We start from the raw sequence: 14,230 nt of genomic DNA on the forward strand, positions 1-14,230 counted from the left end.
AACTAAAACGCTTTGTCGGACGAATGGATCTTGAAATCAGTACGGCTAAGGCATGTGTCAGACCCAACGGCACGCATATTCCCGGCAAGATCGATTGTTGCAAACCAGGCCGGTTAATTGCTTAAAGTCTAGCTTTGGTTTTGCCATTCATGGCATAGTGCCCCTACATAACTCACTGGGAGGTCCATATGGCCACGCTCGAACAGATTCAGGCACGTGTGAAAAAGCTACAGGCGCAAGCAGAAAAGATCCTTGCGAAGCGCGCGCAAGCCGCAGTCGATCAGATCCGCACGTTGATGATCAAGCATGGTTTGACCACCGAAGATATCGAAGCACGCGCAAAGGCACGACGCGAAAGTACCCGTAAAGCGGTGAATGCTGCAAAAGGTGTGACGGGCAAGCGCGTCAAGGTTGCCGCCAAGAAGGGCAAACTCCCACCGAAATACTTGAATCCGAAGACTGGCGAAACATGGAGCGGTCATGCCCGTCCGCCGGCATGGATCAAGGACGTTAAGGATCGTTCGAAGTTTCTGATTGCAGGCGCGGCAGATAGCGCGGCGAGCACGGTCAAGGCGGCTGTAAAAGGTGTCCGCGGAGCGAAGAAAGCAGGCAGAAAGGCTGCAGCGAAAAAGGCAGTAAGCGCTAAAAAAGCGCCGGTCAAAAAGGCTGCAAAGAAGGCAACCAGAAAGACGGCTGGCAGGAAAGCGGCGGCGAAGAAGGCGCCGGTAGCCTCATCGGCTGCAGCGTAACGCTTAAGCACGCGAATACGCGAAAAAGTTGCCGGTAACGTGTCGCTGACACGTTACCCGGTCATCCAGTATCAAACCCCGCTTCAAATCTCTTCCCAAATCCCTCCCTCGATCGCGAACATTCCTCGCGGCCGTCGCATTGCATCTCGTCCGGTTTTAAGACGCATCTGAACAACAAGCATTAATCCGCATCGAGAACACCGCGCTCAACGTATCAAACACGTTGCGAGGTCTTTCAGCGTATGACGGCGCGTCACGGTTGAATGCAAAGCCCATCTGACGACTCACACACGAAGCGAATCACAACATACCGCCCGATTTGTCACAAACACAAGCCCATCAAGGCGCACGTGTTCCAGACACTGTCACCGCTCCGTACTCAACGCAAAACCACCGCGTATTACGGCACTAGGCGAATGAAACGCGTGGTAAGCGCACCTGTGGCCCGTTGCCAACAGATGACCGCATGCGCTGTGACCTAATGGCGACATCCGGCCGATGTTGGCCAGTCGACCGACCGGATATCAAAGCAAAGCGATGCGCGCACACGCCGACGACACCGGCCCATAAGCGCGCCGCGCGCTATTCAACAGTATCTTTGGAGAGTCCGGAATGAAGAAGTCTGCCATTGCCCTGACGCTGCTGGGAGCCACGATCGGAGTGGCTCACGCGCAGAACAGCGTCACCCTGTACGGCGTAATCGACGAATCGATTCAGTACACGCACAACGCCACGCCAACCGGCACCAACCAGGTCGCGCTTTACTCCGGCAATCTGTCGGGCAGCCGCTGGGGGCTTAAAGGCTCGGAGGATCTAGGCGGTGGCTTGAAGGCGATCTTCCAGCTGGAAGACGGTTTCAACGTCAACAACGGCAAGATGGGCAGCTATAACGGCACCACGTCGGAGTTCGGTCGTCAGGCGTACGTCGGATTGCAGAGCGATCGATACGGTACGTTCACGTTGGGTCGTCAGTACGATCCACTCGTCGACCTGGTTCAGGGCATCACGGCAGACAACTACTTCGGCAGCACGTTTGCGACCGCCGGCGACGTCGACAACTACGACAACAGCTCGCGGACCAACAATGCGGTGAAGTACGTGTCGCCGGTGCTTGGCGGATTGCAGGTCGAAGGACTGTACGCGTTGGGCGGCGTTGCTGGCCAGACGGGCTCTGGCCAGACCTGGTCGCTGGCCGCCGCCTATGCGAACGGCCCGATCGCGATCTCCGCTGGCTACTACGTCGCCGACAACGCGAGCACCACCGCGGCGTTACGAACGGGCTGGTCGTCGACGTCGGACGGTACGTTCGACGGGCCGGTCAACATCGGTTATGCAACGGCGAAGTCGATCAACATTGCCCGCGTCGCTGCGCAATATGTTGCCGGTCCTTACACGATCGGTGCGAGCTACAGCAATTCGCAGTACAAGGCGGATGCCCAGTCGGCCTTCGCTTCAACAGAGAAGTTCAACACCGGGCAAGCGTTCCTGAATTACCAGGCAACGCCGGCGCTGCTGTTAGGGCTGGGCTACAGCTACACCAAGGCAAGCGGCGATACCGCGGCAACCTACAACCAGATTTCACTAGGCACCGACTACAACCTGTCGAAGCGGACAGACGTTTATCTGGTCGGCGCATGGCAGCACGCGAGCGGCAACCAGTTGAATGCGGACGGTACGGTGAGCAGTGCCGAGGCGTCGATTGGATCGTATGGCGTAGCGGGGACCTCTACGCAGGAAATCGTCAGTCTGGGTATTCGTCACAAGTTCTAGGCAAACGTGTGGGCGGGAGCATGGTTAAGCCGCGCTGCCGTCCTTACGCCACTCCCTATAGCCGTGACGTAAGCGAAGGTAAGAAAGGCTGTAACTTAAATAATCTGTCGGAGATCTACACTAGGCCGCTTTAGCGGACAGTTCTCCGTCCGTCATCTGGCCATGTTTTTCTTATCGTTGTGCGCTTCAGGCGATGCGCACAACTCGCCCGCATGAACCCATTATTGCCGCATCCTGCAGCCGGAAACGGGTCGAGACGCTTCGCCATCGTCATGTCGAATGCGATGGGCGACACCTTGATCCTGATGGTCATCGTCCGCAATCTTTTGAGAAACGGTATCGATGTCGACGTATTCGGGCGCCCGGCTTACGCGTTGCGGCACTGGTTTCCCGACGTCGCGATCAGGCCGTTACCCGACGAAGCGCACAGCAACGCATGGCTCGCGCCGTACGAGATCGTTGTGCAAATGCATCCGCACAAACCGGTGGCGAACCTGGCGGACCTTCATCCCCGTGTCTACGATCTGCACGAAGTCTCATACAGCGACCCGCCAGGTTGCATGGCCGAACGCTTCGCCGATTTCTGCCGACACGAGCTAGGGCTCTCCGATGTCGGCACGACGAATGGCATCACGCCGCCATCCTCGTTACGACATCGTCAGTACCAGCGGCGCATCGCGATTCATCCCGAGGCCAGCACCGATGACAAGCGCTGGCCGCGACGAAGCTTCGTGAAACTGGCGCACCGCCTGCGGGAGCGTGGCTACGACGTGCAGTTCGTGATCGCGCCGCATGAGCGCAAGCACTGGAGCGAACGCGATAGAGCAGGCATTCCCGCACCGTCTTTCGACAGTCCGCACGAACTCGCGTGCTGGCTTTACGAGTCCGGCTGGTTTATCGGCAACGACTCCGGCGTCGGCCATCTTGCGTCGAATCTCGGCATTCCGACGATCAGCCTGTTCCGACGACGAGGCGTCTCCGAGCGCTGGCGTCCCGCGTGGGGCGCGGTGACGGTGGTGCTACCGTGGCAATGGCTTCCCACCGGCGGGCTCAAGGAGAAATTCTGGCGCGAGACGCTGACGTGCGCGCGTGTTTTGCGGGCGTTTCAGCGCATGGTTCGGGAGCATGCGCCGTATGCGACCTCGCGCGCGTTTCTTCGGCGATTACGCTAAACGAGCCCGGTTGTGTAATACACCGTGATCACGAAAAACACCGCCAGCGTCTTGATGATCGTCACCGCGAAAATGTCGCGATACGACTCGCGGTGCGTGAGCCCCGTCACCGCAAGCAGCGTAATCACGGCACCGTTGTGCGGCAGCGTGTCCATACCGCCGCTCGCCATCGCGACGACCCGGTGCAGCACTTCCATCGGAATATGCGCGGCGTCTGCAGCCTTGATGAACGTATCGGACATCGCAGCGAGCGCGATGCTCATGCCGCCCGATGCCGAACCGGTGATACCTGCCAGCGAGCTGACCGACACGGCCGCGTTGACGAGCGGATTCGGAATGCTCTTCAGCGCATCGCTGACGACGAGGAAACCGGGCAACGCCGCGATCACACCGCCGAAGCCATACTCCGATGCCGTATTCAGTGACGCGAGCAGCGCACCGGCGACAGCTGCCTTGGTACCGGTCGCGAACCGTTCGCGCACGCGGCCGAAGGCAGTCAGTACGACCAGCACGATGCCGAGCAGCAACGCGCCTTCCACCGACCAGATCGCGACCACGGCCTTGATCGGCGTCGTGATGGGCGTATGCACGCCGGGCAGCACGTCCGGTGCGACCGTATACGACGCGCCGTACCAGTCAGGAATCATCCGCGTCAGCACGAAGTTCGCCACACCGACGAGTATCAACGGTGCGACCGCGAGCAGCGGATGTGGCAGATGCGCGGACTCGACGCGTTCCGGTTCGTTGACGAGCGAGGTGCCGTAGCCTTCACCCTTAGCCATCGCGGCGCGGCGGCGCCATTCCAGATAGGTGAGGCCCACCACGACGATGAACAGCGACCCCGCCACGCCAAGCACCGGCGCGGCCCACGATGTCGTCTTGAAGAAGGTGGTGGGGATGATGTTCTGGATCTGCGGCGTGCCCGGCAGCGAATCCATCGTGAACGAGAACGCACCGAGCGCAATGGCGCCCGGCATCAGGCGTTTAGGAATATTGCTCTGCCGATAAAGCTCGGCGGCGAACGGATAGACCGCGAACACGACGACGAACAACGATACGCCGCCGTAAGTGAGCAGCGCGCAGACCGCGACGATTACGGCATTGGCGCGTGAGCGGCCGATATAGCGAATGGCGGCGGCCACAATCGATTCGGAGAATCCCGACAGTTCGATCACCTTGCCGAATACCGCGCCAAGCAGAAACACCGGGAAGTAAAGCTTCACGAAGCCGACCATCTTGTCCATAAAGATGCCGGAGAACACGGGTGCGACCGCGGAGGGTTCGGTGAGCAATACGGCGCCGAGCGCGGCAATTGGCGCAACGAGAATCACGCTGTAGCCGCGGTAAGCGGCAAACATCAGAAACACGAGCGCGGCAAGGACGATCACAAAAGACATTGGGTCTCCATACTGGGTGCGTTTAGTGCAGGCATCGATAATGCCCGCTGGTTATTGATTGTCGATTCATACAGGATAAATGTTTCTATTGTTTGCGGGCAACCAGCGCAAAGGCACCGCGAGACGAATAACGCTTTGCAAGCTACGCATGGCACAATCGCTATCGTCGAAAAACAAGACGCCGATCGGGGTTCTCCATGGAACACAGCCGTCAATCATTTCAGGTAGCTGTCGTGCGCTCGCTAGCCGGGTTAGCTGCGCTCGCTGCGTTAGCCGGACTCGCGGGCTGCGGTAGCAGTGCGCCGCTGTTTCTGTCCGATGGCCGTCCGACCACCCAGGTGCAATGTCCGGACAGCCAGACCTCGTGCGAACAGCAGGCGCGTGCCGCGTGCGGCGGCGCGTTCGATACGGTGCGCCTGTCGACCGACGACGGCCAGCGCACCTTGCTGTACGCATGCAAGGCGAAGTAAGTCCGACTACGGCAGCCTCAGACAATCGCGCCTGGCAGATGCAACAGCAACCGGATCAGATCCGGCTGGCGGTTCGTCGACGTCTTCTGATAGATCGATTGCAACTGCTTGCGCACGGTGTCGTGCTGCACACCGATACGCTGCGCAATCTCCTTTAGCGAGAGTCCTTCCGCGAGGCCGTACGCGACCCGGCATTCGGCCGGCGTCAGATTGAATGCTGCCGCGAGCAGATCGACGTCGACCACCGGCGACGATTGCGGATCGAAGAAAATCAGCATGGCAATCGCACGCAGACCGAATTTCGCCGACACCTCGCCGGGCACGATCAGGTTGTAGAACACATAGAGCGCGGTCTTTTCGCTATCGTCGCCGGCGATGCGCAGCACCCGGTACTGTGCGGCCGTTGCCTGCGTGGCGCGATCGGGCACGCGCAACTGCCCTTCGGTCTGCGCGCAGTCGTCGAGAAAGCGGCTCATGAAAGGCGGTGGCAGCATCAGCGTGCGACCGGCGAGACGCACCAGCGCAGTCGATTGCAGCAGCCGTTCAGCTGCTCCGTTCACGTGCAGCACCTCGCCGCCGGTGGTCGCGAGTATCACGGGCTGCCCCCAGCGGCTCACGAACGCATGACCGACCAGCGCATCCGTCGAGTACACGTAGCGCTGCATCTGCTGCGTCATCGCGCGCGCCAGGTGCGGTGTCAGGCGCTGCAAAAACGCAATCGCATCCGGGTTCATCGGACCCTGGCTAGCGTTGCGTGTGCAGGCGAACACGACCGTGAGGCGTGCCTCGTCGATCAGCTTGCAGCCCGATACGTAGCGATGCCCCATCGGCAGCAGGAACTCCTGGTAAAAGCGGTTCTCGCTGATGAACGCCTCGTCGAAGTGCTCATGGCAATGCATCCAGTGCAGCACTGGCTGCGTCCATAACAGCGCGAGACGCGGATCGAGACGATGGTAGTGCTGGATATAACCGAGTTCGGCGGCGACCGGGAGATTGAAGCCATCGCTGAACGACAACGTATCGTGATGCTTGTCGAAGGCGAGCACATGAATCGTGCTCGCGCCGGTCAGTGCCGCCAGGTCCGCGTATAACGCCTGCCATCCGGCCGCTTCACCGACGGTGTCATAAATGCGGTGCACAAGCCGGTCATATTGTTGTTCATCTGATTCCACGCGACCTCGGTTTCGTTCATCAATACTGCGCGTACTCGATCTACAGGCCGGACCTTTATCTTCCACAAACGGGGAATATACAGTCCGATTAGCCGACGTTAATCTTCTGTTTATTACACGGGATTATCTTCTGACGAGACGTCCGGTTCGGTGCGGCGCCTAACGGAAGGGCACTCGCTGCGGTTCTAGAGTCGATTCAGGACCGGTAATCGAATATTCGCCGTAAGTTTTTCCAGAGGCGTCTGAAAAAGGCAGACGAATCGGTAGTTGCTCCCGTTTTTACTCGACGGTACGCGGCACAGTTAATGCTTGTATTGGATTTAAATTGACGTTCCGGGGAAAGGCAATGAACCATCAGCAACTCGAAAAAGATATCGAACACCTGGAACACGTGATGCCGCGCATTTCCGCCGCCGATCGCATCCCGTTGTCCTACTGGCGTACCCGGGTCAATTCGGTTCTGGCCGCGATGCTCGTTCCATCGCAGGCGAGTCGCGTGAAGCGGCTCAACGAAGCGCTCCGCGTCCTCGAAGCGCGGGGAAATTGATGCCGCGTGGATTGGCCAGTTGTAGAACTTTCTGCCTACAGTAGAAGAACGACTACCAGGTTTGCAGGGACCGCGATGCAGAGAGCAGGTTTTTCGCCCGCCCGGCTCGCACGCTTGACCGAGGCCATGCAGGCCTATGTCGAGCGCGGCGACGTGGCGGGTGTCGTGACGTTGGCGTGGCGCCGTGGCGAGATGGCGCAATGCGATGCGCTCGGTCTGCGCGACGAAGCAGACCGGCTGCCGATGGAGCACGACACGCTGTTCCGGATCGCTTCGATGACGAAGCCGGTCACGAGCGCCGCAGCGATGCTGCTGATCGAAGCGGACCAGCTGGCGCTCGACGCGCCCGTGAGCCGGTGGCTACCGGAACTCGCGGCGCTGCGCGTGCTGCGCGATCCCACCGGCCCGCTCGATGCCACCGACCCGGTGCGTGAGCCGATCACCGTGCTCGATCTGCTGACCCATCGTGCGGGATTCGCATATCACTTCACCTCGACGGGACCGCTTGCCGAGGCCTATGCCAAAGCATTCAACGGGGTCGACTCGGGAGACTGCCCCGACGGGTGGCTCGCGTGCGTCGCGTCGCTGCCGCTGATGTTTCAACCCGGCACGCGCTGGCACTACAGCATTGCTACCGACGTACTCGGCGTCCTCGTCGAGCGGGTGAGCGGCATGCCGCTCGGCGACTTCTTTCGCACACGCATCTTCGAGCCATTGAGCATGCGCGATACCGCGTTCTCGATTGCCGGTCCGCAGCTCGAGCGGCTCAGCACCGCATGGCGCTTCGATCCGCAGAGCCAGCGGCGCGTCGTCGAAGAGCGCGCGGCGGGCAGCCGGTGGGCCAACGCGGCGCGTTTCCAGAGCGGCGGCGGGGGGCTTGTCTCGACGGCGCAGGACTATCTGCAGTTCGCCCGGCTGTTGCTCGGGCGTGGGCGCGTCGGCGATGCGCGGCTGTTGTCGCACCGCTCGGTCGACCTGATGCGCAGTAACTTCCTGACCCGCGAGCAGCGGCGCATGCCGGCCATCGGTCCGATCACCTGGGCGGGGCAGGGCTTCGGGCTTGGCCTGTCGGTGGTCGACGATCCGGCGCAGCAGTTGCCGCTCGGCTACCGCTCGACGGGTTCGTTTGGCTGGCCTGGCGCATTCGGCACGAGCTGGTTTGCCGATCCCGTCGAGGAGATGATCGGCATTATGCTGATCCAGTTGCGTACCGACGAACCGTTTCCGATGGCGAGCGAGTACGAGCGCCGCCTGTACGATGCAATCGACGATTGAGTGTGCAGTGATGTGGTGTGATGTGGCGTTACGGGGCCACAGACCCGTAACATCCGGCTCGCGGACCTTTGGCACTTGGGCGAAGCCCGGTCTATCCGGCACTTTTTCGATCTGATAGGGTCACACTCCCGTTGCCCTAACACCAATTGGAGACTGCCGTCATGGCCACCTACAAGCAACTGACCGCACAACTCGAAAAGCTTCATAAGGAGGTGGCCGTCGCGCGCGATAAAGAGGTGGCGCAGGCGATCGCCGACATCAAACAGCAAATCGTCGAATACGGCATCACGGCGGAAGAACTCGGCTTCTCCAGCAAACGCGCCCCGGGTGCGCGCAAGGCGCCGCTGCCGCCGCGCTATCACAATCCAAAGACCGGTGAAACGTGGAGTGGCCGCGGCCGCACACCTGGGTGGCTGGTGGGCAAGAACCGCGATCGCTTCCTGATCGAAGACTGAAGCCGGCAGCGTTTTTCGCCGCACGACTCAAGATACCGATGGCCGATGCATCCACGCGATGCATCGGCCGTTTGCTTTGTGCAGCGATATCAAGCTGCACTATGTATGACGCGGCAACGTCGCGGTGACGCATCACGTGTCGTTTTTCGCACCGTTGAGTGATTCCCGAAAACGCTCACCTTTGACCGATCTCGCGCGGGCGATGCAGCGGTTCGATGGAGCGTGCTGACGGACGATGACTTCGACTAGACGCGATGTCGATTCGGACATGAGCTCGATGCGGATGGATGCTCGAACGTCGTCTCGGAGTCACTGGTGCCGCTTGGGTAGACTAGCCGCACAGCCTTATCTGACAAGGCTTTGCGACGCTCGATGAAATTTTATCTAACGGCTCACGCACATGCCAGGCACGCTGCATAAGCATACCCATGCGGCTGCCAAAGCACGCGCCTCGCACACCGCATACGGTGCGAACCGACGACGATTTCGCCTCACGTCACTCGCGTGAATACCGCCAGAATTCGCCGGTCCTGAAAACGCTCACCTTTAGGCAGATCGAGACCTGCAACACGCGCCTGGGAGAAACCCGGAAATGAGCGTGCCTCATACCCTGCATCAAAAAACATCGATTCACTGCCGTTCGTCGCGGCCCGCACAATCGCGCCATTCACTCAACCGCTGACGGAACGACCATGAGCGCCACGACGGACAAACAACTTTATATCGGCGAAGGATTCGAAGGGCCGGGCGTCAATCTCGCCCACATCAACGTGCTGGTCGGTCCGCGCAACGGCCCGGCAGGCCAGGCGTTCGCGACCGCGCTCGCGACGCCGAGCACGGGCCACGCGCCGTTCGTCGTGATCGCGCGTCCCGGCGTGCCGACCAAGCCGCTGACGCTGTATGTGAACAAGGCGCAGATCGATGGCGAGTTCCACGGCAATGCGACGTGGGGTGCATCGCAGGCCGGGATTGCGAAGGCCGTGGCTGAGTCGCTGGAGAACGGCACGCTGCCGCCTGAGGCGGAGAACGACTGGGTGGTGGTGTCGGCGAACTGGGTCAACCCCAAGACCGACGATCTCGATGCCGTGTTCGAGAACAACTATCGCGCCTGCAAGAACGCGATCGTCGCGGCGATGAAGGGCTTGCCGCATCGCGATGAAGTGTTTGCTGCCGCGCGCGAAGTATCGAACCCGTTCTATACGCCGAAGCAACGCTGAGCGTAACGCTCGGCTCCACTCGGCGTCGCTAAAAAATCTGGAGACAGTGTCATGGAATACACCCGCCTCGGCCAGTCCGGCCTGAAAGTTTCGCGTCTGTGCCTCGGCACGATGAACATGGGCACGCCGCAATGGAAGCCTTGGATCTTCGATGAAGCGCAAAGCGAACCCATCGTGCGTCACGCGCTCGATGCCGGCGTGAACTTCATCGATCTCGCCGATTTCTATTCGACCGGTGCCGGCGAGGAAGTCGTCGGTCGGATTTTGAAGCGCGCTACGCGTCGCGAAGAGATCGTCGTCGCGACCAAGGTTGGCTACGACATGGGTAGCTACCAGAACGCGGGCGGCCATTCGCGCAAGCACATCATGGACGGCATCGACGGGTCGTTGAAACGTCTCGACATGGACTACGTCGATATCTTCATGCTGCATTTCTTCGACGTGAATACACCAGTCGAAGAAACGATGGGCGCGCTGAACGACATCGTGCGGGCGGGCAAGGCGCGCTACCTCGGCGTGTCGACGATGTACACGTGGCAGTTCGCGAAGATCATGCAGGTCTGCGAGCGCAACGGCTGGCACAAGCCGATCAATATGCAGTTGCAGTTGAACCTCGCTTACCGCGAGGAAGAACGCGAAATGATTCCGTATTGCAAGGACCAGGGCGTGGGCGTCTCGGTGTTCAGTCCGCTCGCACGCGGTTTTCTGACCAGCGATCCGACCTCGACGCGCAACCAGACCGATTTCTTTACTGCGCAGATGTATGGCGACGCGACGACGCGTGAGATTGCTGCATCGGTGGCACGCGTCGCGGCGCGCCGTGGCGTGACGCCCGCGCAGATTGCGCAGGCGTGGGTACTCAATCACGGCGGCGTGTCGAGCATGCTGGTGGGTGCGGATTCGGCGGCGCAGTTCGACAGTGCGCTGGCCGCGCTCGAGACGAAGCTCGACGCCGACGAACTGTTCGAACTCGAACGCAACTACACCCCGTGCGATCTGATCAACGACTACACCGCCGGGCAGCGTATTGCGCGCGAATCGCGGCCCGCCCAAGGCGCGTTCGCGGAAACCTTCGGCAAGGCGGCGTGAGGCATATATGAACGAATTTCTCCGGACAGGGCATTACATCGGCGGCGAGTGGTATCAAGGCGAAAGCACGTATGCGGTTCGCAACCCGGCAACTGGCGACGTGATCGCGCAGGTTGCAAAAGCGGGCGCCGACGAAACCGCGCAGGCGATTACCGCGGCTGAGCGGGCATTTCCCGCGTGGCGCGCATTGACCGCGAAAGAGCGCAGCGTGCGCGTGAAGCGCTGGGGCGAACTGATGCTCGAGCATCGCGACGCACTCGCCGAATTGCTGACACGCGAGCAGGGCAAGCCGCTCGCCGAAGCACGCGGCGAAGTCGCGTACGCGGCGAGCTTCTTCGAATGGTTTGCGGAAGAAGCGAAGCGCAGCTACGGCGACGTGATTCCGAGCCCGAAGCCTGGCTCGAAGATCATCGTGACGCGCGAGCCGGTCGGCGTCGTCGCCGCGATCACGCCGTGGAACTTCCCGCTCGCGATGATCACGCGCAAAGCCGGTCCCGCGCTTGCGGCAGGTTGCACGATGGTGCTCAAGCCGTCCGAAGAAACACCGCTTTCCGCGCTCGCACTGGCCGTGCTGGCAGAACAGGCCGGCATTCCGGCCGGCGTGTTCAACATCGTCTCCGGCGATGCGGTTGCGATCGGTAATGTGCTGACGGCTTCGCCGGTCGTGCGCAAGCTGTCGTTCACCGGTTCGACGCGGGTGGGCAAGTTGCTCGCGAAACAATCGGCGGACACGCTGAAGAAACTGTCGCTCGAACTGGGCGGCAACGCGCCGTTCATCGTGTTCGACGATGCCGATCTCGACGCGGCCGTGCAAGGTGCGATTGCTTCGAAGTTTCGCAACACCGGGCAGACCTGTGTGTGCGTGAACCGCTTCTATGTGCAGGACGGTATCTACGACGCGTTCACCGAAGCGTTGACGCGGGCTGTGAAGACGATGCGTGTCGGCAATGCGCTCGAAGGCGACGTCGAGCAGGGACCGCTGATCAACGAGGCAGCGCTGCGCAAAGTCGAGAGCCATGTTGCCGATGCCTTGCAGAAAGGCGCGACTGCGTTGACCGGCGGCAAGCGCCATGCGCTCGGCGGTACGTTCTATGAGCCTACGGTCTTGAGCGGCGCGACGCGCGCGATGCAGATCGCCGAAGAAGAAACCTTCGGGCCGGTTGCCGCGTGCTTCCGTTTCAAGACTGAAGCCGAAGCGATCGCTGCAGCCAACGATACGCCGTTCGGTCTGTCCGCCTATTTCTACACGCGCGATCTCGGCCGTGCATGGCGCGTCGCGGATGCGCTCGAAAGCGGCATGGTCGGCATCAACGACGGCATCATTTCAACCGAGGTGGCGCCGTTCGGTGGCGTCAAGCAGTCGGGTCTCGGTCGCGAAGGATCGAAGTATGGGCTCGATGAATACGTCGAGCTGAAGTACATGATGATGGCGGGCCTGGGCGGTTGATTCGCGCAGTACGGACACACGCGGTACATACACAACAAAACAGGAGACAGCGTGAGCATCCATCACGACATGCAGGCCGCGCCGCTCGGGCGTACGCCCGGTGCAGCGCGCATAGCGTCAGGAGTGGCACCGACGGCGGCCAGTGCCGCACGCGCTTCCGTCCCGCTCGACGACGTGCCGCTCAATCGCTTTCACGTGAAGATCGCGGGCCTGACGTTCGGCGCGCACTTCACCGAGGGCTACGCGCTCGGCACGATCGGTTATGCGCTTGCGTCGCTGAACCGGCAGATGCCACTCGACGCGTTCTGGATGGGCATGATCGGCAGCTCGGCGCTGATGGGGATTTTTCTCGGCAGTCTCGTGTTCGGCTGGCTGTCGGATCGCATGGGCCGGCAGAAGATTTTTCTGCTGAGCTTCCTGATCATCACACTCGCGGCGTTTGGACAGTTCTATGTCAGCTCGCCGCTGATGCTGTGCGCGTTGCGCGTCATCATCGGCTTCGGCATGGGCGGCGATTTCGCAGTCGGTCACGCGATCCTCGCGGAGTTTTCGCCGCGCAAGCATCGCGGCGCGTTGCTCGGTTCATTCAGCGTGATCTGGACCGTCGGCTATGTCGCGGCGAACGTGCTCGGCATGCTGTACGGCGATGCATCCGCGGATGCGTGGCGCTGGTTGCTTGCGTCGGCCGGTGTGCCTGCGCTGATTGTTCTGGTGCTGCGCATCGGCACGCCCGAATCGCCGCGCTGGTTGCTCGGCCAGGGGCGCGCAGCCGAAGCAAAGGCGATCGTGCTCAAGTACTTTGGACCGCACGTGACGCTCGATGGCGGCGCGCACGATCACACAACACGCACGGCACGCGGCGGCTTCGCGCGGCTCTTCACCCCGGAGCTGATCCGTCGCACGTTCTTCAACTGCACGTTCTTCGTGTGTCTCGTGATTCCGTACTTCGCGATCTACACGTTTCTGCCGACCATCCTCAAGGCGATTCACCTGAACGAGGGCTTCGGCGCCGACTTCCTGCTGAACGGCTTTCTCGTACTCGGTGCGGTGATCGGTATCTGGCTCACGATCAAGCTGCCACGCCGCGTGTTCCTGATCGGTTCGTTCGCGGTGACCTGCCTGTCGCTGGTGGCGCTGTCGCTGTTGCCCGATTCGGCGGCGCTCGCGATGATCGTCGCGTTTGCCGTATTCACGCTGACGATGTCGGCGTTCTCGAACCTGGTTGGCGTGTTTCCGCCCGAATGTTTTCCGACTGAAGTGCGGGCGTGCGGTGTGGGCCTGGCGATTGCCTGCAGCCGGCTCGGCTCGGCGGTCGGCACATTCCTGCTGCCGCTCGGCATCGCGCAGATCGGCTTTCACGCGACGATGTTCGCGCTCGCCGCGGTACTGCTCGTGGGCATGCTGGTATCGATCGTCCTGGCACCGGAGACGCGACACCTGACGCTAAACCAGGCGAGCGGCGAGTGAGGT

General features: G+C 61.2%; 13 protein-coding genes. 11 read left to right on the forward strand and 2 right to left on the reverse strand.

Annotation, left to right across the window (positions count from 1 at the left end; all coding sequences use genetic code 11):
• Positions 1 to 188 precede the first annotated feature (188 nt).
• From BWP39_RS27915 to BWP39_RS27925, 3 genes are all read left to right on the forward strand, one after another.
• Entirely contained in the window at positions 189 to 749 is a 561-nt protein-coding gene (locus tag BWP39_RS27915; RefSeq protein WP_096725451.1) for an H-NS histone family protein, read from the forward strand.
• Between the two features lie 612 nt (positions 750 to 1,361).
• The gene (locus BWP39_RS27920; protein ID WP_096725452.1) at positions 1,362 to 2,519 is read left to right on the forward strand and encodes a porin; all 1,158 of its coding nucleotides are present in this window, start codon (positions 1,362 to 1,364) and stop codon (positions 2,517 to 2,519) included.
• 212 nt (positions 2,520 to 2,731) lie between these two features.
• Positions 2,732 to 3,691: a glycosyltransferase family 9 protein gene (locus tag BWP39_RS27925; RefSeq protein ID WP_096725453.1), complete on the forward strand. Its 960-nt coding sequence runs from the start codon at positions 2,732 to 2,734 to the stop codon at positions 3,689 to 3,691.
• On the opposite strand, the gene BWP39_RS27930 is transcribed toward BWP39_RS27925, so the two are convergent.
• The gene (locus BWP39_RS27930; protein WP_096725454.1) at positions 3,688 to 5,088 is read right to left on the reverse strand and encodes a GntP family permease; all 1,401 of its coding nucleotides are present in this window, start codon (positions 5,086 to 5,088) and stop codon (positions 3,688 to 3,690) included. The two genes, BWP39_RS27925 and BWP39_RS27930, sit on opposite strands and share 4 nt — an antisense overlap.
• Before the next feature lie 197 nt (positions 5,089 to 5,285).
• Between BWP39_RS27930 and BWP39_RS27935 the strand changes: the two genes are divergently transcribed.
• Positions 5,286 to 5,558 carry a hypothetical protein gene (locus BWP39_RS27935; protein ID WP_096725455.1) on the forward strand — a complete coding sequence of 91 codons (273 nt, stop codon included), beginning with the start codon at positions 5,286 to 5,288 and terminating at the stop codon, positions 5,556 to 5,558.
• Between the two features lie 17 nt (positions 5,559 to 5,575).
• Here BWP39_RS27935 and BWP39_RS27940 read toward each other — a convergent pair whose 3' ends face one another.
• Positions 5,576 to 6,730, reverse strand: a complete 1,155-nt coding sequence (locus BWP39_RS27940) for a helix-turn-helix transcriptional regulator (RefSeq protein ID WP_096725456.1) — start codon at positions 6,728 to 6,730, stop codon at positions 5,576 to 5,578.
• A gap of 346 nt (positions 6,731 to 7,076) precedes the next feature.
• On the opposite strand from BWP39_RS27940, the gene BWP39_RS27945 reads away from it, so the two are divergent.
• The 7 genes from BWP39_RS27945 (at position 7,077) to BWP39_RS27975 (ending at position 14,227) form a co-directional block, all read left to right on the forward strand.
• Complete coding sequence (locus tag BWP39_RS27945) at positions 7,077 to 7,277, forward strand: hypothetical protein (RefSeq protein WP_096725457.1); 201 nt, start codon at positions 7,077 to 7,079, stop codon at positions 7,275 to 7,277.
• Between the two features lie 75 nt (positions 7,278 to 7,352).
• Positions 7,353 to 8,552, forward strand: a complete 1,200-nt coding sequence (locus BWP39_RS27950; protein ID WP_096725458.1) for a serine hydrolase domain-containing protein — start codon at positions 7,353 to 7,355, stop codon at positions 8,550 to 8,552.
• Between the two features lie 161 nt (positions 8,553 to 8,713).
• Positions 8,714 to 9,007 carry an H-NS histone family protein gene (locus BWP39_RS27955; RefSeq protein WP_096725459.1) on the forward strand — a complete coding sequence of 98 codons (294 nt, stop codon included), beginning with the start codon at positions 8,714 to 8,716 and terminating at the stop codon, positions 9,005 to 9,007.
• A gap of 692 nt (positions 9,008 to 9,699) precedes the next feature.
• A complete protein-coding gene (gene fae, locus BWP39_RS27960) occupies positions 9,700 to 10,224 on the forward strand; it encodes a formaldehyde-activating enzyme (protein ID WP_096725460.1) in 525 nt (174 codons plus the stop codon).
• A gap of 51 nt (positions 10,225 to 10,275) precedes the next feature.
• Positions 10,276 to 11,313, forward strand: coding sequence for an aldo/keto reductase (locus BWP39_RS27965; RefSeq protein WP_096725461.1), 1,038 nt, complete (start codon positions 10,276 to 10,278; stop codon positions 11,311 to 11,313).
• Positions 11,314 to 11,320: 7 nt separating this feature from the next.
• Positions 11,321 to 12,760 carry an NAD-dependent succinate-semialdehyde dehydrogenase gene (locus tag BWP39_RS27970; RefSeq protein WP_096725462.1) on the forward strand — a complete coding sequence of 480 codons (1,440 nt, stop codon included), beginning with the start codon at positions 11,321 to 11,323 and terminating at the stop codon, positions 12,758 to 12,760.
• 69 nt (positions 12,761 to 12,829) lie between these two features.
• Entirely contained in the window at positions 12,830 to 14,227 is a 1,398-nt protein-coding gene (locus tag BWP39_RS27975) for an MFS transporter (RefSeq protein ID WP_096725463.1), read from the forward strand.
• Positions 14,228 to 14,230: the final 3 nt, after the last annotated feature.

This window comes from Paraburkholderia acidicola, from assembly GCF_002362315.1.
In the GTDB taxonomy this organism is placed as follows: Bacteria; Pseudomonadota; Gammaproteobacteria; order Burkholderiales; family Burkholderiaceae; genus Paraburkholderia; species Paraburkholderia acidicola.